At 66.7% G+C, this 26,019-nt stretch carries 25 protein-coding genes; 11 read left to right on the top strand and 14 right to left on the bottom strand.

Annotated elements, in window-relative coordinates; all coding sequences use genetic code 11:
• Positions 1-14 precede the first annotated feature (14 nt).
• From CAG29_RS25235 to CAG29_RS25205, 7 genes are read left to right on the top strand one after another with little or no spacing between them, the layout of a single operon-like run.
• Complete coding sequence (locus CAG29_RS25235) at positions 15-1,238, top strand: type II and III secretion system protein family protein (protein WP_085695303.1); 1,224 nt, start codon at positions 15-17, stop codon at positions 1,236-1,238.
• Positions 1,235-2,425: a pilus assembly protein gene (locus CAG29_RS25230; protein WP_085582648.1), complete on the top strand. Its 1,191-nt coding sequence runs from the start codon at positions 1,235-1,237 to the stop codon at positions 2,423-2,425. The genes CAG29_RS25235 and CAG29_RS25230 overlap by 4 nt, the downstream gene beginning before the upstream one ends.
• On the top strand, positions 2,422-3,705 hold the full coding sequence (locus CAG29_RS25225) for a CpaF family protein (protein ID WP_085695302.1): 1,284 nt from the start codon (positions 2,422-2,424) through the stop codon (positions 3,703-3,705). The genes CAG29_RS25230 and CAG29_RS25225 overlap by 4 nt, the downstream gene beginning before the upstream one ends.
• Positions 3,705-4,589 carry a type II secretion system F family protein gene (locus CAG29_RS25220; protein ID WP_085695311.1) on the top strand — a complete coding sequence of 295 codons (885 nt, stop codon included), beginning with the start codon at positions 3,705-3,707 and terminating at the stop codon, positions 4,587-4,589. The genes CAG29_RS25225 and CAG29_RS25220 overlap by 1 nt, the downstream gene beginning before the upstream one ends.
• 1 nt (position 4,590) lies before the next feature.
• A complete protein-coding gene (locus tag CAG29_RS25215; protein WP_085582652.1) occupies positions 4,591-5,475 on the top strand; it encodes a type II secretion system F family protein in 885 nt (294 codons plus the stop codon).
• A gap of 22 nt (positions 5,476-5,497) precedes the next feature.
• A complete protein-coding gene (locus tag CAG29_RS25210; RefSeq protein ID WP_085582654.1) occupies positions 5,498-6,220 on the top strand; it encodes a tetratricopeptide repeat protein in 723 nt (240 codons plus the stop codon).
• Between the two features lie 17 nt (positions 6,221-6,237).
• Entirely contained in the window at positions 6,238-6,510 is a 273-nt protein-coding gene (locus tag CAG29_RS25205; RefSeq protein WP_085640923.1) for a DUF3613 domain-containing protein, read from the top strand.
• An 80-nt stretch (positions 6,511-6,590) separates the two neighbouring features.
• Here the strand turns inward: CAG29_RS25205 and CAG29_RS25200 are convergent, their stop codons facing one another.
• From CAG29_RS25200 to CAG29_RS25190, 3 genes are all read right to left on the bottom strand, one after another.
• Positions 6,591-6,965 carry a DUF6124 family protein gene (locus tag CAG29_RS25200; RefSeq protein WP_085582659.1) on the bottom strand — a complete coding sequence of 125 codons (375 nt, stop codon included), beginning with the start codon at positions 6,963-6,965 and terminating at the stop codon, positions 6,591-6,593.
• A 1,216-nt stretch (positions 6,966-8,181) separates the two neighbouring features.
• Complete coding sequence (locus CAG29_RS25195) at positions 8,182-8,955, bottom strand: response regulator transcription factor (RefSeq protein WP_085582965.1); 774 nt, start codon at positions 8,953-8,955, stop codon at positions 8,182-8,184.
• A 123-nt stretch (positions 8,956-9,078) separates the two neighbouring features.
• On the bottom strand, positions 9,079-9,549 hold the full coding sequence (locus CAG29_RS25190; RefSeq protein ID WP_085582661.1) for a prepilin peptidase: 471 nt from the start codon (positions 9,547-9,549) through the stop codon (positions 9,079-9,081).
• Between the two features lie 75 nt (positions 9,550-9,624).
• On the opposite strand from CAG29_RS25190, the gene CAG29_RS25185 reads away from it, so the two are divergent.
• Both CAG29_RS25185 and CAG29_RS25180 read left to right on the top strand, forming a co-directional pair.
• Positions 9,625-10,065, top strand: coding sequence for a TadE/TadG family type IV pilus assembly protein (locus CAG29_RS25185; RefSeq protein WP_085695301.1), 441 nt, complete (start codon positions 9,625-9,627; stop codon positions 10,063-10,065).
• The gene (locus CAG29_RS25180; RefSeq protein WP_085695300.1) at positions 10,062-12,803 is read left to right on the top strand and encodes a PAS domain-containing sensor histidine kinase; all 2,742 of its coding nucleotides are present in this window, start codon (positions 10,062-10,064) and stop codon (positions 12,801-12,803) included. Before CAG29_RS25185 ends, CAG29_RS25180 begins: the two co-directional genes overlap by 4 nt.
• On the opposite strand, the gene CAG29_RS25175 is transcribed toward CAG29_RS25180, so the two are convergent.
• The 5 genes from CAG29_RS25175 to CAG29_RS25155 form a co-directional block, all read right to left on the bottom strand.
• A complete protein-coding gene (locus CAG29_RS25175; RefSeq protein ID WP_085582668.1) occupies positions 12,800-14,809 on the bottom strand; it encodes a pilus assembly protein TadG-related protein in 2,010 nt (669 codons plus the stop codon). The genes CAG29_RS25180 and CAG29_RS25175 overlap by 4 nt on opposite strands.
• Before the next feature lie 338 nt (positions 14,810-15,147).
• The gene (locus CAG29_RS25170) at positions 15,148-15,705 is read right to left on the bottom strand and encodes a DUF4136 domain-containing protein (protein WP_085582670.1); all 558 of its coding nucleotides are present in this window, start codon (positions 15,703-15,705) and stop codon (positions 15,148-15,150) included.
• 52 nt (positions 15,706-15,757) lie between these two features.
• The gene (locus tag CAG29_RS25165; RefSeq protein ID WP_085582672.1) at positions 15,758-16,369 is read right to left on the bottom strand and encodes a DUF4136 domain-containing protein; all 612 of its coding nucleotides are present in this window, start codon (positions 16,367-16,369) and stop codon (positions 15,758-15,760) included.
• Positions 16,370-16,381: 12 nt separating this feature from the next.
• Positions 16,382-17,131: a methyltransferase domain-containing protein gene (locus tag CAG29_RS25160; RefSeq protein WP_085582674.1), complete on the bottom strand. Its 750-nt coding sequence runs from the start codon at positions 17,129-17,131 to the stop codon at positions 16,382-16,384.
• The gene (locus CAG29_RS25155) at positions 17,128-17,433 is read right to left on the bottom strand and encodes a MazG-like family protein (RefSeq protein ID WP_085582676.1); all 306 of its coding nucleotides are present in this window, start codon (positions 17,431-17,433) and stop codon (positions 17,128-17,130) included. The genes CAG29_RS25160 and CAG29_RS25155 overlap by 4 nt, the downstream gene beginning before the upstream one ends.
• 173 nt (positions 17,434-17,606) lie before the next feature.
• Here CAG29_RS25155 and CAG29_RS25150 point away from each other — a divergent pair, with 173 nt between their 5' ends.
• Complete coding sequence (locus CAG29_RS25150) at positions 17,607-17,900, top strand: hypothetical protein (RefSeq protein WP_085582678.1); 294 nt, start codon at positions 17,607-17,609, stop codon at positions 17,898-17,900.
• 50 nt (positions 17,901-17,950) lie between these two features.
• The gene (locus CAG29_RS25145; RefSeq protein WP_085582680.1) at positions 17,951-19,300 is read left to right on the top strand and encodes an MATE family efflux transporter; all 1,350 of its coding nucleotides are present in this window, start codon (positions 17,951-17,953) and stop codon (positions 19,298-19,300) included.
• Between the two features lie 4 nt (positions 19,301-19,304).
• Here CAG29_RS25145 and CAG29_RS25140 read toward each other — a convergent pair whose 3' ends face one another.
• The 6 genes from CAG29_RS25140 to CAG29_RS25115 all read right to left on the bottom strand — a co-directional run bounded on the left by CAG29_RS25140 (position 19,305) and on the right by CAG29_RS25115 (position 25,964).
• Positions 19,305-20,099 (bottom strand): DUF4123 domain-containing protein, encoded by a 795-nt coding sequence (locus CAG29_RS25140; protein WP_085582682.1) that lies wholly within the window; start codon positions 20,097-20,099, stop codon positions 19,305-19,307.
• The gene (locus CAG29_RS25135; protein WP_085582684.1) at positions 20,096-21,409 is read right to left on the bottom strand and encodes a type VI secretion system Vgr family protein; all 1,314 of its coding nucleotides are present in this window, start codon (positions 21,407-21,409) and stop codon (positions 20,096-20,098) included. The genes CAG29_RS25140 and CAG29_RS25135 overlap by 4 nt, the downstream gene beginning before the upstream one ends.
• Before the next feature lie 233 nt (positions 21,410-21,642).
• Complete coding sequence (gene speA / locus CAG29_RS25130; protein WP_085582687.1) at positions 21,643-23,556, bottom strand: arginine decarboxylase; 1,914 nt, start codon at positions 23,554-23,556, stop codon at positions 21,643-21,645.
• 219 nt (positions 23,557-23,775) lie between these two features.
• Positions 23,776-24,147, bottom strand: a complete 372-nt coding sequence (locus CAG29_RS25125) for a translation initiation factor Sui1 (RefSeq protein ID WP_085582968.1) — start codon at positions 24,145-24,147, stop codon at positions 23,776-23,778.
• Between the two features lie 188 nt (positions 24,148-24,335).
• Complete coding sequence (locus CAG29_RS25120; RefSeq protein ID WP_085582689.1) at positions 24,336-24,893, bottom strand: NUDIX hydrolase; 558 nt, start codon at positions 24,891-24,893, stop codon at positions 24,336-24,338.
• 3 nt (positions 24,894-24,896) lie between these two features.
• Positions 24,897-25,964, bottom strand: coding sequence for a DUF2333 family protein (locus CAG29_RS25115; RefSeq protein ID WP_085582691.1), 1,068 nt, complete (start codon positions 25,962-25,964; stop codon positions 24,897-24,899).
• Between the last annotated feature and the right edge of the window lie 55 nt (positions 25,965-26,019).

Below are 26,019 nucleotides of genomic sequence, written 5' to 3'. Positions count from 1 at the left end.
AAGGATCCACGTGCATGCAGAGTCGCTTCCGGCCGACGTTCAAAACCGCGCTCATGGCCTTGCTGCTGACCGGGCTGTCGATGGACGCCGCCCTGGCGGCCACCGGCAACTGTGCGAGCCTGGACCGGCTGCCGCCGGTGATCGAGATCGGCGAAGGGTTGCAGCAGGACATGCAGTCGCCGGTGGCGATCACCCGCCTGGCCATCGGCGACCCGAAGATCGCCGACGTGCATGCCAACGGCAGTTCCTCGTTCCTGCTCACCGGCATGGCCCCCGGCGCCACCAGCCTGATGGTCTGGACCGCCTGCGCCAAGGAGCCGCGCCAGAGCATGGTGTTCGTCCAGGGCGCCGCCACCGCCGCCCTGACCAGCGCCGGCGCGCTGCCGTCGGATGACCCGCAGCTGCCGTCGCAGGTGCAGACCGACATCCGCTTCGTCGAAGTCAGCCGCACCAAGCTCAAGCAGGCCACCGCTTCGCTGATCGGCACCCGCGGCAACTTCCTGTTCGGCTCCCCCGGCACCCTGCCGCCGGTGGACGGCGTGCCGACACCGAAACTGCCGGTGGACAACTCGCTGTTCAACTTCTCGTGGATCGGCGGCAAGACCATGGCGATCATCAACGCGCTGGAGGGCAGCGGCTTCGCCTACACCCTGGCGCGGCCCAGCCTGGTGGCCCTGAGCGGGCAGAGCGCGAGCTTCCTGGCCGGCGGCGAGATTCCCATCCCGGTGCCCAGCTCCGGCAGCGACAGCGTGTCCATCGAGTACAAGGAATTCGGCATCCGCCTGACCCTGACCCCGACCATCATCGGCCACGACCGCATCGCCCTGAAGGTCGCGCCGGAAGTCAGCGAACTGGACTTCAGCAACGCCGTGAACATCGCCGGCACCACCGTGCCGGCCCTGACCATCCGGCGCACCGACACCAGCATTTCCCTGGCCGACGGCGAAAGCTTCGTCATCAGCGGCCTGATCAGCACCACCAACTCCTCCCAGGTCGACAAGTTTCCGGGCCTGGGCGACATCCCGGTGCTGGGGGCGTTCTTCAAGAGCTCGCAGATCAAGCGCGAAGAGCGCGAACTGCTGATGATCGTCACCCCGCACCTGGTGCAGCCGCTGTCGGCCCAGGCGCAGTTGCCGGCATTGCCGGGGGAAAAACTGCGCAACTACGACCCGAACTTCTACCGCATGTTCTTCCTGGAAAACGGCAACTTCGACAAGCGCAGCGGGTTATCCCAATGAGCCAGAGCCTGAGCCAGACGTTCCTCGCCATCACCCGCAACAGCACCGACCTGGAATGGCTGCAGAACGCCCTTGCGCCGCTGGGGCAAGTGGTGAGCGCCGGTGGCGGCAGCCTCGACGAACTGCTGGCGCTGGTGGACGTCACGTTCGCAAGCCTGGTGTTCGTCGGCCTCGACCGCGACCACGTGGTGGCCCAGTGCGCCCTGATCGAAGGGGCGCTGGAGGCCAAGCCGATGCTGGCCATCGTCGCCCTCGGCGACGGCATGGACAACCAGTTGGTGCTCAACGCCATGCGCGCCGGCGCCCGGGACTTCGTTGCCTACGGCTCGCGCTCAAGCGAGGTCGCCGGCCTGGTGCGGCGCCTGAGCAAACGCCTGCCGCCGGTGGCGCCGAACACGCAACTGGGCGGCCTCACGGTGATGTACGGCGTGCAGGGCGGCTCCGACGGCGCGCTGCTGGCCAACCACATGGCGCTGGTGGTGCAGAAGAGCGGGCAGCAGACGCTGCTGCTGGACCTGGGCCTGCCCCGAGGCGACAGCCTGGCGCTGCTGGGCCTGGAGAGCTCGTTCCACTTCGGCGACGCCCTGCGCCATCTGCGCCGGCTCGACGCCACCCTGATCGACAGCGCCTTCACCAGCGCCGAAGCGGGCCTGCGCATCCTGGCCTACGCCGACAACGACGAACCGCTGGAAAGCACCAGCGCCGCCGAGCTGTACATGCTGCTCAGCGCCCTGCGCCAGCACTTCCAGCACATCGTGGTGAACCTCACCGGCCAGCCCGACAGCGAAGCCCTGCGCACCTTCGTCAGCCACTGCGACAAACTGCTGTGGTACACCGACCAGAACGTCCTCGATTGCCGGCGCAACCTGGCGGTGTACAACCTGTGGCGGGAAAAGGGCATGAAGCTCGACCACGGCCGCCTGCTGATCGACCGCTACCTGAACAACGTCGCGCCGGACTCGGACACCCTCGGCAAGACCTTCAACCTGGAAGTCATCGCCGTGCTGGCCCTGAGCCCGGAACTGCGCCTGAACGCCAAGAACCAGGGCGTCAGCCTGTTCGAGCTGGCCCCGAGGGAGAAGCTCACCCAGAGCCTGCGCACCCTCGGCGAGCGGCTGGCCAAGCGCTCCGAAAGCCTGACCAAGCCGAAGGTCACCTGGTTCGACCGCCTGCGAGGCACCTCATGAGCCCGGAAAAACTGTTCGGCGCCCCCACGCGCAGCCCCGCCGGCAACGCCGACCACGAAGGCCTGAAACTGGTGCTGCACCGCTATATCATCGACGCCATCGAGGAGTCCGGGAAAAACCTGCTCGAAGGCTCGCGCCAGCAACTGGCGCAGTTCGTCATCGACAAGGTCGCCGAATACATCGCCCGCCTGCACCTGGCCATTTCCCGCTACGAGATGGAGCGCCTGGCCGAAGAGATCGTCGACGAGCTCACCGGCTTCGGCCCCCTCGAAGTGCTGCTGCGCGACAGCGCCGTCACCGAAATCCTGGTCAATGGCCCGCACCGGGTGTTCATCGAACGCGACGGCGTACTGCACCAGAGCGACCTGCGCTTCATCGATGCGCACCATGTCGAGCGGGTCATGCAACGCATTCTTGCGCCCCTCGGGCGGCGGCTGGACGAGTCGTCACCGATGGTCGACGCGCGCCTGCCGGACGGCAGCCGGGTCAACGCGATCATCCCGCCCATCGCCCTCGACGGGCCGTGCCTGTCGATCCGCAAGTTCCGCAAGGACATGCTCAAGAGCAGCGACCTGATCGCCATGCAGACCATCGACCTGCCGATCTTCGAGTGCTTCCAGGAGGCCGTGGGCCGGCGCTGCAACATCCTCATCAGCGGCGGCACCGGCACCGGCAAGACCACGCTGCTGAACATCCTCAGCCAGTTGATCAACCCCCACGAACGGCTGGTGACCATCGAGGACGTCGCCGAACTGCAACTGGGCCACCCTCACGTGGTGCGCCTGGAGACCCGCCCGCCGAACGCCGAAGGCCACGGCGAAGTGAAGGCCAGCGACCTGATCCGCAACGCCCTGCGGATGCGCCCGGACCGGATCATCCTCGGCGAGATCCGCGGCGTCGAAGTGCTCGAAGTGCTGACGGCGATGAACACCGGCCACGACGGTTCCATGAGCACCGTGCACGCCAACAACGCCCAGGACGCGCTGCTGCGCCTGGAGACCCTGGTGGGCCTGACCGGCCGCAGCGTGGCCGAGCGCACCCTGCGCCAGATGATCTGCGCGGCGCTGGACCTCATCATCCAGCTGACCCGCATGCCCGACGGCCGCCGCTGCGTCAGCGAGGTGGTGGAAGTGGTGGGCGTGCGCGAGGACATCTACGTCACCAACACCCTGTTCCGCCTGGACCGGCGCACCGGCTTCGGCTTCCTGCGCGAGGCGGTCAACCCGGCCGGCGACAAGCTGCGCCACGAAACGGGCCTGGGCCGCACGGAGCTTTCATGATGATGGGGCCGGTGATCCTGATCGCCATTTGCCTGCTGTTGCTGGGGCTGTCGATCCGTCTGTTCCTGCACGGCGTGCACAAGACCGCCAACGAACGGGTGCTCAACCGCCTCGCGGCGGGCCAGCCGCAGACGGCCGTGGCAAAGCCTACCTGGGCACCCCTGGAGCGGATGTTCCTGCAGGCCGGGCTGGGCCGGCCGAGCGAGCGTTTCGGGCTGTGGCTGACCCTGTGGACCGTCACCCTGCTGCTGGGCTACCTGCTGGCCGACTGGTTCGGCCTGCTCACCGCGTTGCTGGCGCCGCCGTTGGCCCTGCGGCTGTACATCGCCTGGCTGTACCGCAGCCGGCTCAAGCGCATGATCGAGCAGTTGCCGCAGTTGCTCGACCACACGGTGCGCAGCCTCAAGTCCGGGCGCACCCTGAGCGACGCGGTGCTGGGCAGCATCGAAAGCAGCGAGGATCCGCTCAAGAGCGCCATGGGCCGGGTGCAGCGCAACGTACAACTGGGGGTCAACCTGCCGGACGCCGTGAGCGACTTCGCCGAACTCTACGAACAGGATGAGCTGCGCATGTTCGCCCTGGGCCTGAAGGTCAACCACCGCTACGGCGGCAACGCCAGCGAACTGCTGGAGAACCTGATCAAGCTGATCCGCGAACGCGACCAGGGCGCCCGCCAACTGCGCGCCCTGACGGGCGAGACGCGGATGACCGCCTGGGTGCTGGGCTCGTTGCCGGTGCTGCTGGTCAGCTACTTCATGCTCACCAACCCCGGCTACATGCTGGTCATGTGGAACGACCCGGCGGGCCACACCATGCTGATCGTCGCGGTGCTGCTGCAGGTGGCGGGCAGCCTGCTGCTGTGGCGCATGCTGAGGAGCGTCTGAGATGGTGATCCTGGCGGCCCTCCTGCTGTTGCTCGGCGCCCTGCTGCTGGTGGCCAACCACCTGCTGACCGAGCGGCGCCGGGTGCGCCAGGTCAACGAACGCCTGCAAGGCCACCTGGTGCGCGAGAACCGCGTCGGCCAGTGGCTGCGGGCCTTGGGCAGCAGTCGCTTCGGCCAGCGTTCGGTGAGCATCGACAGCGAAACCCAGACCCTGCTCGCCCGCCTCGGCTGGCGCCGCGCCAGCGAACGTTCGCTGTACGCCGCCTGCCAGATCGGCACGCCGCTTCTGACCCTGGGGCTGGGCCTGTTCCTGCGCGAAGTGTTCTTCCCCCAGGCAGCGAACGGCTGGCTGGTGCCGATGCTCGCCACCGGCGCCGGCTACCTGCTGCCCAAACGCCTGCTGGCCTACGCCGCCGCCCGCCGGCAGAAGGCCATCGCGGTGGAAGTGTCGACGTTCATTCCGCTGCTGCGCATCCTGTTCGAGTCCGGCATGGCCGTCGAACAGGCCCTGCGCGTGCTCAGCCTCGAAGGGCAAAAGCTGTTGCCGGAGCTGACCCGCGAACTGCGCCTGATCCTGTCTCGCGTGGACTCCGGCCTCGAACTCGGCCAAGAACTGAACAAGACCGCCGCACAGCTGGCAGTGGACGAATTCACCGACACCTGCGTGATCCTGCAACAGCTGATCCAGCAGGGCGGCGGCGCGATGAAATCGCTGCTGGCGCTCAAGCAGTTGCTGGACGACCGACGCCTGACGCGCCTGCAGGAATACATCTCGAAGATGTCGGCCAAGATGTCGGTGGTGATGATGCTGTTTCTGTTCCCGGCCCTGCTGATCGTGCTGGCCGGCCCCGGTTTCACCGCGATTACTCGGGCGTTCGCGTCCTGAACCTGGCTAAGGAGAGCGTTTGATGAAAGCACTGATGGTCGTGGCGACCCTGTTGATGCTCGGCGGCTGCGCCACCGACGGCCAGGCGCCGTGGACGGCGATCCTCGCGCCGGCCAGCTGCAGCAAGCTGAGCTCCGAACAGGAGCTGGCCCTGAACCTGGCCGACGACCTGGCCAACGACGGCAAACTGCACGCCAGCCTGGCCAACCTGCAAAGCCTGCCCGACAGCCTCGGCGAGGTGCGCCTGCGCAAGGCCAAGGTCTATCGCCTGCTCGGGCGCAGCGAAGCCGAACCCCTATACCGCAGCCTGCTGGGCTCGTGCCTGAACGCCGACGCCGAACACGGCCTGGGCCAGCTCTACGCGGCCCGGGGCGACAACGGCCAGGCCCAGGCCCACCTGCAACGGGCCGCCCGCCTGGCCCCGACCAACGAGAAGATCCGCAACGACCTGGGCGTGGTGTACCTCAACCAACTGCGCCTGGAAGACGCCCGCTTCGAATTCCTCACCGCCATCGAGCTTCAGCAGAACAACCCGCTGGCGACCCTGAACCTGGTCACCCTGCTGCTGTACCAGGACAACTGGCAGCAGGCCGCCGAAATCGTCAGCCGCGCCCACCTGACCCCGGAACAGTTCACCGAAGCCCAGCAGCGCGCCGAACGGCTCAAGGCCCCGGCCCCCACCCGGCCCGCTGCCGGCAACCAGGTCGCCGTCGTCGCCGACCCGCAGCCGTCGACACTCAAATGACCCCCAAGGAGGCCGCCATGAACACCCTCAAAGGCCTGTGCTGCCTGACCCTGCTGACCCTGCCCCTCGGCGCCCACGCCATCGACGCCGGCCCCGCCTCGGCCCAGCAGCAGGAAACCGAAGGCTGGCTGCTGCTGCAAAGCCGCAACAAGGCCGCCTCCCCCACCCCGCAGACCGCCACGGCCGCCGAACGGGAACTGGCGATGCAGCGGTGGCTGAAGAAATACAAATACGAAATCCCCGACTTCTACGACCCGGATGCGGGCGGGAAGATCGAGACCAAGAACTGACGGGACATCCGTTGGGCCTTCATCGCCAGCAGGCTGGCGATGGCGATGTACCCGGCGCCGAAGATGCCCGTGCCGAACGGTTACACGATGCCCAGCCCGTTAGGCTTGACCCGATCCAGCGCGCGGTTCACCGACAGCTCGGCCAGCATGACGATCTGCTGGATCGCCAGCGCCGTGCTGCGCTGCGGGCCCTTGAGCTCGTTGGCGAAATTGCCGGACATGACATGGGCCGAGGCCAGGGACTCGCAGGCGTGAACCAGCAGGCTTTCGGAATCGATGTTCGGATGCACCCCGAACATCTCGCTGGGCTGACGCGGGTTGGCCGGCTCCGGGTTGAGATAGAAATCGAGGGCGCGGCGGGAGGCGTTGCGGTCCTTGATGAGGTCTTCGGCGCGCTTGTCTTCGGCGAAGGGGTTGGTGATGTTGTAGGGGGGATCGGGGATGACTTTGCTCATGTGAAGCTCCTACTTGGCAATGGGAGCCATCCGGTTGCCGTTTCCACACGGCAAAAGGGTGGCAGCTGTACGCAGGGTGGAAAACCGATAAGTAGGCAACCGGCCAGACCTGAGTCTGCCCACGCACAGCCGCCGTGACGCAGTTTGCAGACGAAAGAGGACGCCGGCAACGCTTACGGTGGTGATGCAATGCATCTACTTGGATTCGGGTTTCCACACCCGATCGCTGAAGTGTCAGCGACAGCCCAAGACTAGAGAGCGGGCTTCTGACGGACAACCTGAAAACCTTGTGGGAGAGTCCGTAAAATTTGAAACAGCCTTTAAACATTTCGGCTCTGAACCGCAGCCAGGTTCTATAGGGGATTGGGGTGGTCTGGGAGGAATTGGTTGGCTGGTAGGCCGCCATCGCCAGCAGGCTGGCTCCTACAGTTGGATCGGGTGGGTGTCAGGTAAAGGTTGGTCGGCTGGCAGGCCGTCATCGCTGGCAAGCCAGCTCCCACAGGGTCTGAGGTGGTCTGGTAGGAATTGGTCGGCTGTCAGGTCGTCATCGCCAGCAGGCTGGCTCCTACAGTTGGATCGGGTGGTGTCTGGTAGAGGTTGGTCGGCTGGTAGGCCGTCATCGCTGGCAAGCCAGCTCCCACAGGGATTGAGGTGGTCTGGGAGAGATTGGTCGGCTGGCAGGCTGGCTCCCACAGTTGGATTGGGGGCAGTCAGGTAGAGGTTGGTCGGCTGTCAGGCCGTCATCGCTGGCAAGCCAGCTCCCACAGGGAACTGTGTCGGGCAGTCAGAAACAGGTCGGCTGTCAGGCCGCCATCGCGCACGTCTCAAAAGGCCGAGTGTCAGCTCGCCTCGCTTTTGATCTTGATCTGCCGGCCCCTTCGGAAGGCTGAGCGGAGGGGTTCATCCGGGGGTGGGCGCGCAGCGCCGTTTGGCGCAGCCAAACACATCGGAAGGAGGTGCAGCGAAGCAAACCGTAGCCGATGCCCCCGGATGAATCCCGGAGCGAAGGAACCCCGAGCCTCAGCGAGGGGCCGTACGCCGGGGCCCAGCCTTTTTGGTTACTTTTTTCTGGGCCGGCATTCCGGGCGTTTGAAAAAAGTGACCCGCCGTAAGGGCGGAACCGCCAGCCGCCACACCCGCAGAAACGGATAAACACACCAAACAACCTACCGCCTGGTCGGCCCAGAGGCCGCCAAGGCCAACACCCCCCAAAAAGTCAGTGAGCCGTCACCCGCTGCCGCCCCCCCACCCCACCCGGCGAAAGCGCCAACGCCAACTGCGTCCGGTTATGCATATGCGTCAACCGCAACACCTGCGACACATACAGCTTCACCGTGTTCTCGGTGATCCCCAACTCACAGGCAATCTGATAGTTGGTCTGCCCCTTGCCCACCAGCCGCGCCACATCGAGCTGACGCGGCGACAACTGATGGAAGATCGCCGGCATCTCCAGCTCATCGCCCTGCGCCGGCTCATCCTCGCGCACCGAAGGCCCGCGCCGGACCTTGTCCAGGTCCTGGTACAGATCGTCGATCGAGGACGACAGGTCCTGCAGCTTCTGGTTCAGGTGCCCCAGCTGCAGCGTCTTCTGCCGCTCCTGCAAGGCCGCCTCCTGGCGCTGCAGCCCTTGCAGCAGCTCGTCCAGGTCGATGGGCTTCTGGTAGTAGTCGGCGATCCCGGCGCGCAGCGCCTTGATCACGTCCTGCTTGTCGGCGCGGCCGGTGAGCATGATCGCCTCGAACACCCGCTGCTTGCCCGCCAGGCGCTGCATCGCCTGCACCAGTTCGATGCCGTCCATCTCCGGCATGTGCAGGTCGCACAGCACCAGGCCGATGCCCGCGTCATCGTTGAACCGTTCGAGGGCCTCCACGCTGGAGACACAAGGGACGCAGCGGTAGCCGCTGCTTTCGAGAAATTCGCAGAGTTCTTCGACGATCAACGGCTGATCGTCGACCACCAGAACCTTCACCGCCGATGTAAGCTTGTTCACGTCCCACTCCATGCCCAGGCCAAAGCTGACCATTCCTGTACTGCCAACCGATGGCAGAAATACCCTGCTTTGAAAGTAGACGCACTTTCCGACTATGTACATAAGACTAGTGGCGTTTCGCGACTAATGGATCCAGGGCCAGGCGAGCCCGACACCAACCAGCACAAACGGCGCATATGGCAGCTTTTTTGACGAATCTGGCCCCAGATAGCGCAAACGCTCCCTAAGCCCTTGACTCATATGCAGCCAGACTCTTGGCGCCAGCAGCCACCAGGCCACGCTCGCCGCCGCCGCGCCGATCACCGCCGCCAACACCCAAAGACCGTCCGTCGCAAGACCCAAGGCTGTCATTAGTTTCACATCCCCGGCGCCCATCCGGCCCATGAGGTAGCCCGGCAGCGTGAACGCCAGCGCGAGCCCGAACGCCCAGCCGCCCTGAACCGCGTCCGCACCGATCCAGGTACGTCCGGTGAGCAGCAGCCAGGCCAGCGCCAACGCGCCCGCACCGAGGGTCAGGGCATTGGCGATCCGCCGCTGGCGGGCGTCCTGGGCGGCGCACAGCGCCAGCCAGGCCAGGAGGACGACAGTCTGCATCGGGTAAAAACCGTCCGTTTCCGCTGAATGATTCTATGCTGATACTACGCAGTGACTGTCAGGGTAGACGCACTCATGAAAACCGGCTTCCGGAAGTCGCAAAAAGGCGCGGTGGCGATCGAGTTCGCCCTGGTGTTCGTGATCTTTTTCGCCGTGTTCTACGGGCTGGTCAGTTACAGCCTGCCGTTCGTGCTGATGCAGTCGTTCAACCAGGCCACGTCCGAAGCGGTGCGCCGCGGCGTGGCGGTGGATCCCGCCACGGCCAACTATTCCACGGTGCTGGTGAACACCGCCAACACCACCTTGCAGCAGCAACTGGCCTGGGTGCCGCCGTCGTTCAACCTGGTGATCGGCGTGGACACCAGCGCGGTCTACAGCGCCGGCACCCTGACCGTCAGCGTCAACTATCCCACCAGCAAGCTGAATCAGGTACTGCCGTTCCTGGTGTTGCCCGGCGTCGGCACGGTGCCCAGCCTGCCGGCCAACCTGACCGCCACGTCGAGCCTGCAATTTTGAGTTCGGGGGACAAGCTCCTCGGCCGCCTGCTCAAACGCGCACCGCCCGCCGCCCTCGACCTGCCCAACCTGCTCGGCTCGCCCGCCTCGGGCCTGCACCTGTACCTGGACGCCGACGGCCGCGTGCTGCAGGCCGCCGGCCCGCTGCGGCACCTGTTGGGCCAACACGCACCCACGGACAGCCCCCTGCCGCTCAACGCCTGGGTGCTGCCCCACAGCACGCTGGCCATCGAAGGCCGGCCGGCGGACTGGCAAGGGCAGCCGCTGGACCTGGACTTTCCCGGCCTCGGCGGCCAGCCCCTGCACCTGCGCGGTTGGGTGCAGCCCCAGGGCGACGGCTGGCTGATGCAACTGATGGACATCGCCGACCTGCTGCTCGAACGCCAGCAGTCGCGCCAGCGCGAAGCCTGCCAACGGATGGCCGGGCACATCGCCGAGCAGTTGCGCGCCTGCAGCCTGCTGCGTTTGCCGAGCGTCATGGCCGAGCAGTTGCAGGTCATCGCCCAGCGCTGGCGCATCCCCTGCCTGGCGCTGGCCCTGCCGGACGAGCGCGAACAAGGCTGGCGCATCCAGGGCTGCTACGGCGCCCACGACGCGCCGGCGCTGTGGGAGGACGGGCAACGCCTGGGCACGCCGCTGGACAGCCTCAACGGCAGCGCGCCCCAGCGGATCGGCGCCCACCACGGGCTGGATGAGCACACCCGGGTGCAGGCCACGTTCGGCAACGCCGACGGCCTGGCCGTGCCGTACTGCGACGACCGCGGAACCGTGGCCTGGCTGCTCTGCGGCTTCTACCGGGCGGAGGATGGCGCGCCGCACCTGGCCGACCTCGACTGGATGCTGTTGGCCAGTGCCCTGGCCGGGCCGTTGCTCGGCCGCCTGCGCGAGCAGGAACACCATCGTCAACTGGAACGGCTGGAGTCCTTGCAGGGCCTGCTCGGCACCGGTTGGTGGGAGCTCTCCGGCAACGGCGAGTCGGTGCAGCTGGCGCCGGCGCTGGCGGCCGACCTGCAACTGGGCACCGAGGCCCTGCCGGTCGGGCACTGGCTGGAGCAGATCCACCCCGCCGACCGCGAAGAACTGCGCAGCCGCCTCGCGGCCCTGCAACGGCACGGCGAAGCCCTGTCGCTGTGCGTGCGCCTGCACCGTCCCGACGCCTGGTACCGCGTGCAGGGCCAGGTCGCCGGCAGCGGCGAGGGCCGGCGGCTGGTGGGCTTCATGCTCGACATCAGCGACATCAAGAACCAGCAACAGCAGACCGCCGCCGCCCACGCGCGCCTAGACAACCTGATCGCCAGTTCCCCGGCGGTGATCTATGTCCAGCGCTACGTCGAAGGCGCGCTGCTGCCTTCGTTCTTCAGCGCCAGCCTGCAACCGCTGTTGGGCTGGCGCCTGGAAGACCTCGACGCGGCGGCGCTGGCCGAGCGGATCCACCCCGACGACCGCGACGGTTACTTCGAGCGCTGCCGGCAGCTGCTGCGCGAAGGTTCGGTGCGGGCCCGCTACCGCTTGCGTGACCATCGCGGCGATTACCACTGGCTGCTCGACGAAGCCCGCTTGCTGCGCAACGACCTCGGCCTGCCGGTGGAGGCGGTCGGCCTGTGGCTGGACGTCACCGACGCGACCGTGGCCGCCGAGCAGATCCGCCAGAGCGAAGAGCGCTACCGGATCCTGGTGGAGGACTCGCCGGCGATGATCTGCCGCTACCGCCCGGACCTGATCCTGACTTTCGGCAACCAGCCCCTGGCCCACTACCTGGAATGTACGCCGCAGCAGTTGCCGGGCACCGACCTGGGCAGTTGGCTGTCCGACGAACAGCGCGCCGCCTTCCTCCAGCGCCTGGCCGCACTGACCCCGGACAACCCGGTCAGCACGGCGGAGATCAGCCTGCAGTTGCCGGGGCGCGAGCACGCGTGGTGGGTGTGGTCGGACCGTGGCGTGTTCGATGAGCACGGCCGGTTGACCGAAGTGCAGGCCGTGGGCCGCGACAACACCGAAGTGCGCCGCTCCCAGCAGCAGCTCACGCAGAGCGCGAAAATGGCCACCCTCGGCGAAATGGCCACGGGCCTGGCCCACGAGATCAACCAGCCGCTGAACGTGATGCGCATGGCCATCGTCAACGTGCTCAAGCGCCTGGGCAACGGCGATGCGCAGGTCGATTACCTGACCGACAAGCTCAACCGCATCGACGCCCAGGTGCAGCGCGCCGCGAAGGTGGTGGATCACATGCGGGTGTTCGGCCGCCGTTCGGAGATCGAGCAGCAACTGTTCAACCCGGCCACCGCCATCGAAGGCACGCTGTCGCTGCTGGCCGAGGGCATGCGCGGCAAGGGGGTGGATCTGCGCATCAGCGAGACCCCGTTCGCCGTGCACTGCCGCGGCTACGTCGATCAGCTTGAGCAGGTGCTGATCAACCTGATGGTCAACGCCCGGGATGCGCTGCTGGGCAAGCGCGAATCCGACCCGGCGTTCAAGCCATGGATCTCGATCTACGCCGAGCGCGACGAGCACAAGGTGCGCCTGTGGGTCGAGGACAACGGCGGCGGCATCGACCCGCGGCTGCTGGAGCGGATCTTCGAGCCGTTCTTCACCACCAAGCCGGTGGGAGTCGGCACCGGGCTGGGGCTGTCGGTGAGCTACGGCATCGTCGAGAACATGGGCGGCCACCTGAGCGTGCGCAACTCGGCGGACGGGGCGCGGTTCTGCATCGAGCTGCCCATCGCCCCGGACGAGGCCTAGATGACCAGATAGGCCTTGCCGGTCTGGCCGCAGGTCATGTTGGCGCCGACGTCCACGCTCATCAGGTTGATGCCGAGGCTGGCCAGGAGGTTGTTGAGCAGAGGGTCGAGCAGCGGGCTGAGCACGTTGGTGATGACCGGCTGAAGCAGAGACACGACGCTGCCGATCAGGGCGGTGACGGTGGCCGTGACGACGCCGAGCGGACTGTTTCCCACGGGTTGGTAGGCAACGATATTGATGCCGGCCAACGTGTTGGACAGGCTGGCGACGATGTTGCTGGTGGGCGTGGCGGACAACATACTGGGCGGCAGTTTCAGGTTGGGCGGCGTGGCGAACGGGGTGCTGCTGGAGAACAGCAGATCCTGGCCGCTCCCTGCACCTCCCGCAGCGATACTGCTATCGACCATGATTCCGATGCCCCCTGCGCCGTATTGCACGTGAGTGGCCGGGTCGCAGCTGCCGATTCCGAGTATCTTGTGACAAGTCACGGTGCCAAGATCGATCAAGGGCAGCGGAGTAACCGTGGGCTTGGCAACAGAAGAAAATGCATTGGTCGGATCGATCGTGCCCAACTTGAGATCGACGAGGGACGTTTTGGTGCGGGCCGTCAGGCTTTTGGTTCCGCTGTTGCCCGTAGGACAGCTGAAGTCGACGACATAACTTTCAGCGCCGCCCGCCTCCAGGCTGATATCGATCCGCGGCGACGGCAGCAACTGCGGATCCAACTGCTGACAACCGGCCCCCAACAGACAACCGACCGAGTTCAGCGTGGCCACCAGGTTCAGGCTCAACAATGAGTTGAGCGTCGGCGTCAGCGTGCCCACCAGCCCCAGCACCGCATTGGTCAGCCCGGTCACCCCGGACAGCACCGGCAAGTTCACCGACAACATCGTGCGCACCTGGGCCGTGCGCACGTAGATCCGGTTCGTCCCCAGCGGATCGGCCTTGGCCAGCGACGGGTCGCCCACGGCGGACAACTGCGGCGGCTCGATCACCTTGACCCGCACCGTGACGTTGGCCAGCCCCAGCACGTTGACCGGCAGCGTCGCGGCCACCGCGCTCTTGCTGTTGGCCAGTTGCACCATGCCCTGGATCAGTTGCAGCAGTTGCAGGTTGGCGTCCAGCCCGGCCGCCGTGGTGCCGGTCTGCAATTGCAGGATGTCGCCCAGCTTGACCGGTGAGGCATTGGCGGCCGCCACTTGCAGCGTGCCGAGCGCGGTGATCACCTCGGCGGTGGCGCCGTTGAGCTGCACCACCTTCGCGGCGGCCTGGATCAGTTGCGTCACCGTGGCCTGGGTGTTGAGCAGTTGGCTGTAATTGCCGGCGGCCACGTTCAGGTCGATGGCCAGTTGGTTCAAGTAGCTGAGCAGGTTGATGTCGGTGTTGAGCAGCCCGTTCCAGCCCAGCGCCGTCAGGTTGACGTTGCCGCCCAGCAGTCCGGAGAACAGCGGGTTGAGGATGTTCGACTGGGCGGTGCTGATGGTGGCCAGGTTGCTGCGGATGCTCAGCTGGGCGAGCGGCGGCTGCGGCTTGGCGGCCACCGCCGAAGCGGTGAGTTGGGTGTTCAGGCTGACCGGGGTGCCGGTGAACAGCGCCTGGACGCCGCCGGCGAAACTGGTGGTGAGAATGTGCGTGACGACCACTTTGACGGCGCCCGTCTGGGTCGCGTCGACGGTGAAGGTGCGCAGGCCCGAAGCGGCGGTCTGCACGGTGCCGCAGGTGGCGGCGAGGGTGTTGTCGGCATCGGTGGTGAAACCGTTGCGCGCGGCGTTCTGCGTGGCGTACGCAGCCGCCGTCAGCCCGCCGGCGCAGGTGCCGCCGCGGCTGACCGCTTCCAGGGCGGCATTGTCCGCCACCCGCTGCAATTTGCGCTGTTCCATGTAGAAGCGGCCGCTGTCGACCACCAGCAGCAGCATCACCACGGCCAGGCTCAACGTGGCGGCCGCCATCAACCCGATGGCCCCCCGCTGCCGGGTGGGGCCGCAAAACCGCGAACGAGGCGACATCGCGCACTCCTTTGCCGGCGCACGGCCGAGCGCTACCTCCATTGGTGCCCCTCAGTGTAGACGCGGCGGCGCGACACTGCTGGCAACACGCCAGCCCATCGGTTGGCGACGTGGATCGGGCTGATGCATTGAGGGCGGCCGGTCAGGCAATAGAATGCAAGCCGCGCTGGCCTCATCGCTGGCAAGCCAGCTCCCACAGGGTTCGGCGGTGACCGCAGGCTAAGCGCTCACCCAAGATCCTCTGTGGGAGCCAGCCTGCTGGCGATGGCGGCAGGTCAGGCAATGGAAATGTCAGCCGTGCAGGCCTCATCGCTTGCAGGCAAGTTCCCGCCAGGAGCCTAACGCGGCGGGTAGTTGGCCAGGATCCGGCCGACGGTCTCGCGGATCGCGCTGCTGCGGTCGGACGGGTTCGGCGTGCGGCTGAGCATCTGTTCGTCGCTGCCGCGCCAGACCAGTTTGCCGTCCTTGCCGTCGATCAGATCGATCTGGATGGTGGCGACCTTATAGGTGACGTTGCGGGTTTCGTTGTACATCGGCGCGCCCCAGTAGCCGTTCCAGGGGCCGCCCCAACCGCCGCCGTAGTTGGTCGTCACTTGCTGCTGGCGGTCTTCGACGATCAGGTAGGTCTGTACGTTCAGGTCGCCCCGGGCCCCTTGGGCGGCCGGGCGCAGGCCGCGTTGGTCGAGCTGGTCGGCGACGGCCTGGCGGATGCGCTGTTCGGTGAGGTCGCTCTTGATCCGCGGGTCGTCGGGGCGGTATTGCAGGGCAGGTTCTTTCCAGCTCCAGCTGCGGTAGGCGGCGAAGTCGCGGCTGGCGTCGAAGTCATGGTTGACCTGGTTGGCGGCGCAGGCGCCGAGCAGCGCGGCCACAGCCAGTAGAGCGAGACGGCGGAACATGGTTTTTCTCCGGTGGAAGACATGAACCCGGGGGCTTCGCGTTGCCTTGAAGCTAACTGGGAGGATACGCCGACATGGCCTTTTCCACAGCCTCGCGGATCGCGTCGGCACGTTCGATCTGGTTGCCGCGGGTGCCGGTTTCGGCGCTGGCGCTCCACACCGGTTGGCCCGTGCCGGCGTCGAACAGATCGACCCGCACCACCACGACCTGCTCCTGATAGGTGCGCACGACCGGCACGGTGTTGTACATCCCGTAACCCCGGCCATAGCGGTCATAGCCGCCGTATCCGCCGTAGTAGCCGTAATCGTCCTGCACCTGGCGCAGACGGGTCTCCAGCCGGAGGTCGGCGCTGACGAAAAGGTCGGCCGGGCGGTTGTCGCGCAACGGCCGCAAGCCGCGCTGATCGAGGGCGTTGCTGACGGCCTCGGCCACCTGCGCCGAATCCGCCCAGGCCGTGCCCGGCGGCAGACGCCCGTTGAGCCACGCCCAACTGCGGTAGCGCCCGTAGTCCCGCGGCGGCGCCGGGTAGGCGCTGCGGTCGAACACCGTGGCGGCCTGCGGCGGCGCCGGCGGCAAGGGGCGCGATTGCGCCACGTAAGGGTTGCTGCCCTGGCAGGCGGCCAACCCCAGGCAGATCAGCAGTAACCCGCAATGCGTCTTCATTTCGTGCTCCGATCAGATCGGCCGGCAGATCCAGTGCAGGTAACGCCCAAGCCCGGCGAAGCTTGGGTGGCGGCGGTGGGCAAGCTCCATTTCCAGCAAGTCAGGCAGTGCGGCGCGGGACTGGAACTCCACCGGCATGTAATCGTGGAAAACCCGCACGCCGCTCTGGCTTTCGACCTGCCACAAGCCCGCGAGTTGCGCGGCCAGCTCCCGCGGGTCCAACGGTTGCTGCGGGGTCAGGCTCTGCTTTTCGCCGGCCATGTCGTTCTTGCGCAGCTTCTTGAAATGACCCTTGAGCAGGTTGCGGTAGACCAGCGCATCGCGGTTGTAGAACGCCAGCGACAGCCAGCCGCCGGGCGCGGTCAATTGATGCAGCACCGGCAGGATCGTGTGCGGCTCGGCTAGCCATTCCAGCACCGCATGGCAGACCACCAGGTCATAGGGCTCGCTGAGCAGCCCGGGCAGTTCCTGCCACGGCGCCTGGATGAACGTCGCCTGCCGCCCGGCCTCGGCGAAGCGCTGGCGTGCGCCTTCGAGCATCGGCTCGGCCGGCTCGGCCAAGGTCACGGCGTGCCCGCGCTCGGCCAGCCACAGCGACATGTGGCCCAGCCCGGCGCCGATGTCCAGCACCCGCAGCGGCCGCTCCGGCAACGCTTCGGCAAGGTCCGCCTGCAGCACCGCCAGACGGATCGCGCCCTTGGCGCCACCGTAGATCTTTTCGGCGAAGCGGGTCGCCAACCGGTCGAAGTGACGGTCGCTCATGCGCCGAACCGCCGTTCGCTGTCGGCCAGCTTGCTGCGCACCACTTCGTTCATGTCCAGCCCCAGCTCGCTGCACAGCAGGAGCAGATAGAGGACGATGTCGCCGACTTCCTGGCCGGCATGGGCGAGCTTGTCCGCCGGCAGTTCGCGCGACTGGTCTTCGCTCAGCCACTGGAAGATCTCCACCAGCTCGGCCATTTCCACGCTGGCGGCCATGGCCAGGTTCTTCGGACTGTGAAATTGCCGCCAGTCGTTGCGGTCGCGGATGGCGTGCAGGCGTTCGGTCAGTTCAACAAGGTTCATCGGGCTCTCCTGAATGCGCATAGCTTCGGGGGGATGCCCGGCGAAGGCAAGGGGCGCAGGTCCGGCGGCGCAGTGGGATTCACTGTGGGCACGAAGCAAAACCACTATGCTTGCAGGGAACCGGGCCGCGCTCGCGGCGGTCCAAGGTTCAGCCTTTTGATCAGGATGGATACATGCAGGCAGAAAGCTTTTTCGAATGGCTGGGCCAGGCGCTCGGCTCGGTCATCCGCTTCATCGTCGACGGTCTGAGCGGCCTGTTCAACCTGCTGGGCAACGCCGGCGGCAACTTCATCGACGGCCTGGCGCGCACGCTGGGCATGGACACGTCGATCATCAGCATCGTCACGCTGATCGTCGGGCTGATGCTGCTGTGGTCGGCGATCCGCGCGTTCATGAACGTGCGGATCGTCGCCGGGATCATCTGGCTGCTGCTGGGCCTGTGGCTGCTGAGCTGGATCATCCACTGACGCCATCCCCGCAAGCAGCCGCTACAATGCGGGCACCTCAAGGAGCCCGCATGTCCAACCTGACCGCCGACTGGCGTGACCGTCCGACCCACCGCCGGGTCTGGGCCCTCGCCGCCCCGATGATCCTTTCCAACATTTCCGTGCCGCTGGTGGCGCTGGTCGACAGCACCGTGATCGGCCACCTGCCCCATGCCCATCAGTTGGGCGCCGTGGCGGTGGGCGCCAGCCTGTACACGTTCCTGGCCTGGGCCATGGGTTTCCTGCGCATGGGCACCACCGGGTTCGCGGCCCAGGCGGCGGGACGCCGCGACGGCGCCGCGCTGCGCCAGATCCTGCTGCAAGGCCTGCTGCTGGCGATGGGGCTGGCGGTGCTGCTCGGCATCCTGGGCGTGCCCCTGAGCGGCATCGCCCTGCACGTCATGCAACCGTCGGCGGAGCTCGACCAACTGACCCGGGAGTTCTTCCACACCCGTCTGTTCGGCCTGCCGGCGGCCCTGGCCACCTATGCGCTGGTCGGTTGGTTCCTCGGCACCCAGAACGCCCGGGCGCCGCTGGCGATCCTGCTGACCACCAACCTGATCAACATCGTGCTCAACCTGTGGTTCGTCATCGGCCTGGACTGGGGCGTGGCCGGTTCGGCCCGGGCTTCGGTGGTGGCCGAATGGTGCGGCGCCCTGCTCGGCCTGTCGCTGACGTCGAAGGCCCTGCGGGCCTATCCCGGCCGCATCGTCTGGGCGACCCTCAAGCGTTGGGGCAACTGGCGGCCGCTGCTGACGGTCAACCGCGACATCTTCATCCGCAGCCTGGCGCTGCAATCGGTGTTCTTCCTGATCACCGTGCAAGGCGCGCGGCTGGGCGACGCCACCGTGGCGGCCAACGCGCTGCTGCTCAACGGCCTGCTGCTGACGGCCCACGCCCTCGACGGCCTGGCCCATGCGGTGGAAGCCCTGTGCGGGCACGCCATCGGCGCCCGCGACCGCACCGCCCTGCGCCGCTCGCTGGTGGTGGCCGGCGGTTGGTCATTGCTGGCCAGCATCGGTTTCGCCGTGGGGTTCCTTTACGCCGGGCACCTGTTCATCGACCTGCAGACCGACATCCCGAGCGTGCGCAGCACGGCGTACCTGTACCTGCCCTACCTCGCCGCCCTGCCGCTGATCGCCGTGTGGAGCTACCTGCTCGACGGCCTGTTCATCGGCGCCACCCGCGCCAGGGAAATGCGCAACTGCATGCTGCTGACGGTGGTGGCGCTGTTGCCCCTGGCCTGGCTGCTGCAGGATCTGGGCAATCACGGGCTGTGGATCGCGTTCCTGCTGTTCATGGCGCTGCGCAGCCTGACGCTGGGCGCCCAGGCGCTGCGGCTGGGCCGCGACGATGGCTGGTTCAGCGCCACCGCCCACTGAACCCTCAGGGGCCGTCGCGCTGCCACAGGCGATGCAGGTGATCGAGCCGCTGCTGCGGGGTCAGGCCCGCCGGCGGCGGCACCAACGGCGCACGGGGATGCTGCAGCCGCAGCCACAGCCAGCCGTCGAGCACGGCGCGTTCGCTGAAGCCCAGGCCCAACCCCTCCTGGACATATCGCCACAACGCCGCGTAATCGGCGTTCAACGCCCGGCTCCAGCGCCAGGCATGCTGCTCCAGCAGGCACGTGCGCAAACGCCTCTGCTGAAGCGCCGTAAGACTTTGATCCACCGCCAACGGCGTCACCGCAAGCCCGGGATTGCGCAGCTGCTGCCAGCCCAGGCTGCCGAGCGCCCGGTCGGCCCAGGAGCCGCCGTACCAGCGCAACCGGCGGATCGGCCCGAGCCAGCAGCTCAATTGCGCCGCATCGCAGGCGTCGAAGAAATAACTGGCGGTCTGCGTGTTGTAGAACCCGAACAAGGCCCGGTGATGCAGGCCCACCGAGACGGTCAGCATGCAGCGCAGATGCGCCAGCAAGCGTTCGACCGGCGCCTCGCAGCCGATCAGCAGACCGCGCCAGGTCTGCGGATCGCTGTGGCACAGGGCCGTCAACGCCGGGCTCCCCGCCAGCGCGACCAGCAGCGGCCCTTGCTCGCGCACCGGCTGAAACTCGGTGGCCTCGAACAGCCACACCTGATGCTGATGCGCAAACCCCTGACGCAGCGTGGCCTGCACCTGGGGCGTCAGCGGGGCGTCCAGCAGCAGCCATTGCGCCTGCGGCTCCGGCGACCGGCCGCTCATGCGGCGCCGCCCGGCTCAAGCGCGCCGAGCAGCCGGCAACTGCACAGCGGCTGCGGGCAATGGGCAAAACTGCCTCCGCCGGGGATCAGGCACAGCAACAGCAGCGGCTGCGCCGAGCCCAGCCATTGCGCCAGCCCTTCGCTGCGCGGCGCCTCCATCGGCGGGTCGTCCTCGCCATCGGCTCCGGCATCGAACCCGGCATCGACCGGCGCCTGAAGAATGCCGCTGATGACAGGCCGGTCGGGATCCCCCTCCAGAAACCCCACCACCACTTCAACGCCTTCGCGCAGCGCCGCCGGGGGCACATCGGCCAGGCCCGGCGCCAGGGCAAGCCAGCAATGGCTGGGCGCCGCGCCTTCACCCTGGTAGAGCCAGTCGAACTGCACCGCCACCCGCCGCAAGGGGTCGGGCGGCGGTTCGTCCACCCCGACCACCCAGGCCCGCTGCAGGCTGTGCAGGGCCGGGATGGCGGCCGGCGGGGGAACGGGCGCCGGACTGCCGGGTGCAACGCAGGCGATCCGGTTGCGGTAAGGAGGATCCAGGGCCGTGCCGGCCTGATGCTCGACCCGCGCCACCAGCCAGTCCCGTTCCCCGCCCATGGCCGCAGGACCGCTCAACGACAGCCTCCGGCCGCTGCGCAGCAACGGCATCCGCGTGCCGCCCTCGGCGGTCTGCGCCCGGCCATCGGTGCGCGCCTGCCACGGGTGCACGCCCGCGCCGTCCAACGGGCCTACGCTTATCTGGGGCAACTTCGCCGGGTCGTCGCCGAACACCAGGCAATGCCCGTCGCGCCGGTGTTCGAAGTGATAGTGGATCTGCGCCTGCGCGCACAGGCGCTGGACGAACTGCAGGTCCGACTCGCGGTACTGGGTGCAGAACGTTCGGGCCGGGTATTGGCCCGAAAGCCGAAACTGCCGCTGGACGCCGACGATGCCGTGCTCCTTGAGCACCTGATCGAGGATCTGCGGCACCGAACGGCCACTGAACATCCGCTGGCTGCAGCGCAGCGCCAGGCAGCTCAACGCCGGCGCCAGGCGCACCCGGCACAGCCGGGCCCCGGGGCCGTGCTCACGCTGGACAAGACTGTGCAGGCGCCCGTGCACGCCCTCGGGCGCCGGGCCGAACTGCAGGAACGCCGCGCGGAACATCAGCCCGGCCAGGTCGAGGTGCGGATCGTCGATCAGCACATCGACCTCGAAGGCATAAGGCTCGGCGAACCCTTCCCGACCGGTGAAGGCCAGCACTTCCAGGGGCTCGGGCAGTCCCGCGACGTCGAGACGAAACAACGGCTCGTTGACTGGATCGAACATGGGGCGGATCTCTACAGGAGGGACAGCCGGGGATTCTCGCCGAGAGCCTTGGCCGAGTAGAGGGCCGAAGTACAACTTAGGAAATGACCTACGTGAAAAGCAGACCGCTTCACTTTGTCGGTCTAGGCAGCGAACTGTTTCACGCGGAAATTGAGAAAAGCCCTACCGGGCCATCCGAATTTTCCACAACGTCAGGAAAACATTCAGATGGCCCGGCAGGGCTGTGCCGTGTCTCAGGAAGACAGGTAGGAGGAGCGGGTCAGGCCCAGGCGCAGGGCATCGAGGAACTGGGTGCGCTCGTTGGCGCTGATGCGGGCACTGGCGCACTTGTCGCGGTAGTGGGTCATCAGTTCCTCCGGCGACAGGTGCACATAGCGCAGCATGTCTTCGATGGTGTCGTGGGTTTCGATGCCGGCGTGGTACACGCTGCCGTCGGCGTTCTGGTAGATGTTCACCGAGTCGGTGTCGCCGAACAGGTTGTGCATGTCGCCGAGGATTTCCTGGTAGGCGCCGACCAGGAACACGCCCAGCAGATAATCCTCGCCATCGTTCAGTGCGTGCACCGGCAGGCTGGTCTCGATGCTCTGCTCGTCGACGTACTGGTTGATCTTGCCGTCGGAGTCGCAGGTCAGGTCCTGCAGCACGGCGCGGCGCAGCGGCTCTTCATCCAGGCGGTGCAGCGGGATGATCGGCAGCACCTGGTCGATCGCCCAGGTGTCCGGCAGGCTCTGGAACACCGAGAAGTTGCAGATGTACTTGTCGGCCAGCTTGTCGTTGAGTTCGTCCAGCACCTGACGGTGCGAACGCTGACGCGCCTTCAGCGAGTTGTGCAGGCGACGGCACACGGCGAAGTAGCACTGCTCGGCCAGGGCCTTTTCGGCCAGGGTCAGCTTGCCGTCGGCGTACTGGGCCGCCACGTCGCTCATGTAGTGGGTGGCGCGCCAGTAGGTTTCGGTGACCATCTCGATGTCGGTCGGGCCGAGCAGGTCCACCAGCCACTGCACGGTTTCCGGCAGCGCTTCCTTGTTTTCGATCTGCGGCACGTCGTCGTTGTGTTTCTCGACGTCGGTCACCTGCACCACCAGCATGGCGTGGTGGGCGGTCAGCGAACGGCCGCTCTCGGAGAAGATGTGCGGGTGCGGCAGGCTCTGCGCGTCGCAGAACTCCTTGAGCATGCCCACCACCACGCCGGCGTAGTCGTCCATGTCGTAGTTGATCGAGCTGGCGTTGCGCGAGTGGGTGCCGTCGTAGTCCACGCCCAGGCCGCCGCCGACGTCGATGTGATCGACCGGCAGGCCGAGGTTGCGCAGCTCGCCGTAGTAGCGGATCGCTTCCTTGAAGCCGTGCTGGTAGTCGGCGAGGTTGGCGATCTGCGAACCCATGTGAAAGTGCAGCAGGCGGATGCCCTGATCCAGGCCCGCCGCGCGGAAACGCTCGACCACCGACAGCAGCTGCGCCGCCGACAGGCCGAACTTGGACTTCTCACCGCCGGTGTCCGCCCACTTCGACGAGGCCAGCGACGACAGGCGCACGCGCAGGCCGACCTGCGGCTTCACACGCAGGGAGGCGGCCTCTTCGATCACCAGGCCGACTTCCGATTCCTTCTCGATCACGATGAACACGTTGTGGCCGAGCTTCTGGCCCATCAGCGCCAGGCGGATGAACTCGCGGTCCTTGTAGCCGTTGCAGACGATGGTGCCGCCCTTCGGCGCCAGCGCCAGCACTGCCAGCAGCTCAGGCTTGGAGCCGGCCTCAAGGCCGATGGACACGTTCTGGGTGGCGATGATGTTCTCGATCACCGCTTCTTGCTGGTTGACCTTGATCGGGTACAGCGCGGTGTACTTGCTCTGGTATTCCAGACGCTCGATGTTCGCGTCGAAGGCGCCGGTCAGCTGACGGACGCGGTCTTGCAGGATGTCGGGGAAGCGCACCAGCAACGGCAGGGACAAGCCGCTCTTGCGCAGCTGGTCGACCTGTTCGAACAGGTCGATGGGCGAACTGCTCGGGCCGTTCGGACGAACTTCGACGCGACCGGCGTCATTGATCGCGAAATACCCGGCCCCCCAATGGCGGATCCCGTAAACACTGCGGCTGTCCGCAACTGTCCATTGGCTGCCATCGTCTTTGCGTGTGCGTCGTACGGACATCGAAGTCCCCTATAAAGAAGTCATGAGGCGTCGCCTGACAGTCAGGCCGGCGCAGTCTAAAGAATGAAAATGACGGTTCGTCAGCGGGCGGTAGACCGCGCCCGCTGTCACGAGTTTAGAGACCGGTCATGAACAGGCTCTGTGAAAACCAATGAGACGACGCCGGACCTGAAGGGATTCAGGGCCGGATCAAGCCGCGAGTGGCTTTCACAGAGGCTGCTAGCCGCCGGACTTCTTCGCCTTGAAACCTTGCTTGATCAGCTCGGCCAAGAGTAGCTCGACATGATCGCCCTGGATTTCGATGACCCCGTCCTTCAGCGCACCGCCGGTGCCGCAACGTTTCTTCAACGTCGCCGCCAGCTCCTTGAGCGCGTCGATGGCCAGCGGCACGCCGGTGATGGTGGTCACCGTCTTGCCGCCACGGCCCTTGCTCTCGCGTCGCACGCGGGCAATGCCGTCGCCGGCCGGGATTTGCGTCTGTCTGCAGATGCAAGCGTCCACCGGTTTACTGCATTCCGGGCAATGACGACCTGCGTCGGTGGAAAACACCAGGCCGCCCAGGGCGGCGAAGGATGCGGCTTTTTTGGCCACCGGCAATCCTCTCGGGAGGACAAAAGACTGGCCGCCGCCTTGGGCAAGGCGATCGACCGCGAAGCCCCACTCAGGCAGGGGCAGCGCTACTGCACCGACGCTTTCGGGAAAGCGGGCCGGCGCAGCTTGAAAAGGTCGCGCAGTGTAACGGCAAAAAGCCGACTTGCTAAGAGCCAATCGGCGCCAATTTACACCTTCTTTGCGACGTCGTTGCCCCGGGCCTTCAGATAGCGTTCCAACGCCGCCAAGGAGTCCGGGCAGTAAGGCTTTTGCGTGATTTCCAGCATGACCTGTCCGACGGGCATGAAGCACGCTTCCAGCACTTCTTCGGGCTGCAGCTTCAGGGGGCCGTCCCACACCGCCGAGAACGCCGAGCACCATAGGCGGCTTTCGCTGTCCTCGAAGAAGAAATGGTCGTGGGCGGTCAGTTCGACGCCGCTCACGCCCAGCTCCTCTTCCAGCTCGCGGGCCGCCGATTCGGCGTAGGTTTCGCTGGCCAGCACCATGCCGCCGGCCGCCACGTCCCAATACCCGGGATAGATCGCCTTGCTCAAGGTGCGCCGGTGCACGCACAGCTCGCCGGCAGAGTTGAACAGCATGATGTAGGTGCCGCGGCCGATCAGCCCGCGCTCACGCAGCTCGGCCCGCGCCAAGGAGCCGAGCAGGTTGTCCCGCTCGTCGACCCAGGCGATGCGTTCGGCGTCCGAGGCGGCGCGGTGGGCCGCCTCGTCGGGAAGGTCGCTCATGGCTCAACCCTGGTTGAGCAGTTGGCGCAGGTCGATCACGGCGGCGTTGGCCCGGGAGATGTAATTGGCCATCACCAGCGAGTGGTTGGCCAGCACCCCGAAACCGCTGCCGTTGAGGATCATCGGGCTCCACACCGGCTCCTGCGAGGCTTCCAGCTCGCGGATGATCTGGCGCACGCTGACCGTGGCGTTCTTCTTGGCCAGCACGTCGGCGAAGTCCACTTCGATGGCGCGCAGCAGGTGCGACAGCGCCCAGGCCTGGCCGCGGGCTTCATAGAAGACGTTGTCGATCTGCATCCACGGGGTCTCGACCACTTCCTCGTCGACCTGCGGCACTTCGCCCACGGCCGGCACTTCGGTCTTCAGCGCAGTGTTGAGCTTGACCCGGCCGACGCTGGCCGACAGCCGCTGCGACAGCGAACCCAGACGGGTGCCGACATCGCCCAGCCAGTTGTTCAGGTTGTCGGCGCGGGCGTAGAACAGCGCGCTCTTCTGGTCGGGGCTCGCCAGGCGCGCCTGGTAACGGGTCAGGGAATTGATGCCTTCCTGATACTCCGACTCGCTGGACGGCAGGATCCAGCTCTTGTTGTCGAAGTTGAAGCGCGGCTCGGCCTTGGCCAGGTCGGCGTCTTCGGCCGACTGCGACTGCGAACGGGCGAAGTCCTTGCGCAGGGCCCGGGTCAGGTCGCGCACCTGCACCAGCACGCCGTATTCCCAGCTCGGCATGTTGTCCATCCACAGGCCCGGCGGGAAGCGGTCGTTGGAAATGTAGCCGCCCGGCTTGGTCAGCAACGTGCCGGCCACGGTCTTGAGGGTCTCGACGGTGGTGTAGCCGACCACCATCTGCTTGCCTTCCTTCTCGGCGGCGACCTGCGCGTTCTGCGCCACGGGAAACAGCGCCGGCTCCTGGCTCCAGTACCAGCCAAGGCCAATGGTCACCAACAGGTAAATGCCCACCAGGGTGGCCAGCGCACGGCTGAACAGCAGGCCGCCCAGATAGCTGCGGGTGGCCGACTTGGGTTCGGCGGCACGTTCAGGCGCGCTGCCCGCGCGGTTCTTCCAGTCCAGCATGGCGATATCCTTTCAGACTTGGGTTCAACGGTTCGACAGCAACCATACAGCAACG

The organism is Pseudomonas sp. B7(2017), from assembly GCF_002112745.1.
Taxonomy (GTDB): domain Bacteria; phylum Pseudomonadota; class Gammaproteobacteria; order Pseudomonadales; family Pseudomonadaceae; genus Aquipseudomonas; species Aquipseudomonas ekonensis.
The sequence above is the reverse complement of the archived record's forward strand: the minus strand, read 5'-3'. Positions and strand labels throughout refer to the sequence as shown.